We start from the raw sequence: 1,925 nt of genomic DNA, 5'->3' as shown, positions 1-1,925 counted from the left end.
TTGTGAACATGAACGAGGGCTAGGTGTAAGAGCTGGCTCTCGGTGCTGTGCGAGTAGATGGAGGAACGTCTGGACCTCCGGAGTCGCCTTACGGGAGGAGGCTCCAAACCACCTGCCGGGGCCTTGGTTGAAGACCGTGGTCTTGAACGGTGCAGGAAAAGGCGCGGCGTGATCGCGTCAGGTGTGAGCCGGGAAGATGAGCGATGGGTCAAAAGATCCTCTGCCGTTCGAAGCGTCGAAAGCTAATCAGATGACATCGAAACCAGAGTCTGGTCTTTGCTCTGGGATGAGCCTGGGGGACACCCGTCTACTGCCCAGGTGGTGTCCGGCGTACAGGCAGCATGAGCCCGGTTCAGGCTCTCGCATGGAACATGTGAAGGCGCGTCTCGATACTGCGACCGAGTGATCGGGAGCGAGAGGGAGATCTCCAAGCGGCGGAATCCGTGAGGGGCTGAGTACCGTTGCGGGACGCGCTGGCGGACTCACCCGTAGTAGCTATGAAGCTCCTGCGTATCGCAGTGGGGGCGGAGCCAAGGGGTGGGGTTGCCCAGGCCGACGAGTGTGATCAACCGAGAGGGAGGAGTCGCATGAGTGGGCCGGAGTTCCAGGGCAAGTCGCACGAAATCTCGAAACAGATCGTGTGGGATGCGTGGTTGAAGGTGAAGGAGAACGGGGGAGCGGCTGGGGCGGATGGTGTGACGGTCGAGCAGTTCGAGGCGAGGTTGAAAGATAACCTTTACCGGCTGTGGAACCGCATGTCGTCGGGATCCTATTTCCCTGGTCCGGTCCGCGCGGTGGAGATACCGAAGAAAGGAGGAATGAGACTCCTGGGGGTCCCGAATGTTGTTGATCGCGTAGCACAGACGGCGGCGACGCTCGTACTGGGTCCGGAATTGGAGAAAGTGTTCCACGACGACTCGTACGGGTATCGTCCCGGACGGTCGCCGCTGGACGCGGTCGCGACATGCCGTCAACGGTGCTGGGAGAAGGATTGGGTCGTGGACCTGGATGTGAAGGCCTTCTTCGACTCGGTACCGTGGGATCTGACATTGAAGGCAGTGGAGCGCCACACGGGCCAGAAATGGGTTCTTCTCTATGTGGCACGCTGGCTCATGGCCCCGATGCGGATGCCGGATGGCTCGATAGTGGAAAGGACCCAGGGAACGCCACAAGGCGGTCCGATCTCGCCGTTACTCGCCAATTTATTTCTGCACTACGGCTTCGATCTGTGGATCTCTCGGGAGTATCCGGGGGTGAGGTTCGAGCGCTTTGCGGACGATGCGGTGATCCACTGCGTGACGGAACGCCAGGCCTGGGAGGTGCGGGACGCGGTCGGACGTCGGTTGGCCGACATCGGGCTGAGCCTGCATCCTCAGAAGACGAAGGTGGTGTACTGCAAAGACGGTCGGCGCCGGCGGGATTACTCGGTGGTGACGTTCACGTTCTGTGGTTATTCCTTCCGTCCTCGAAAGGCCTTCAACAAGGTGCAGGGAAAGGCTTTCGCAAGGTTCCTGCCGGCCGTTGACCCGGCGAAATTGGCGGAAATGAGCCGGAGGATCGCCGCGTGGAAGATCCACCGACGCACGGCCCTGACACTGGATGACCTCGCGCGTGGCATCAACCCAGCAGTGCGTGGCTGGCTTAACTACTTTACGGTGTTCTACGCGAGCATGGTGAGGCCGTTGTGCTGGCGCGTCGATCGTCACCTCATGCACTGGGCGAGAAAGAAATACAAGCGGCTGAAGCGAAGCGAGAAGCGCGCAAGAGAATGGCTATGGAGTGTCCGGGAACGGGCTCCGCGGCTGTTCGCGCACTGGGAGCTGCGCTACGCGACCTGGTGACTGGGCGACACGAGCCGGATGAATCGAGAGGTTCACGTCCGGATCTGTGAGGGCCGGGGGCTGCGATGCCCCCGGCTACTCGGC

Annotated in this window: 1 protein-coding gene; it reads left to right on the top strand. The window is 61.1% G+C overall.

What is annotated here, in order from left to right:
- The first annotated feature begins 587 nt into the window (after positions 1-587).
- Positions 588-1,841: a group II intron reverse transcriptase/maturase gene (gene ltrA, locus U9980_RS21070; RefSeq protein WP_322769503.1), complete on the top strand. Its 1,254-nt coding sequence runs from the start codon at positions 588-590 to the stop codon at positions 1,839-1,841.
- The last annotated feature ends 84 nt before the right edge of the window (positions 1,842-1,925 follow it).

The sequence above is a fragment of the Protofrankia sp. Cr1 genome (assembly GCF_963555865.1).
Taxonomy (GTDB): Bacteria; Actinomycetota; Actinomycetes; order Frankiales; family Frankiaceae; genus Protofrankia.
This window is presented reverse-complemented; position numbering and strand designations above follow the sequence as displayed.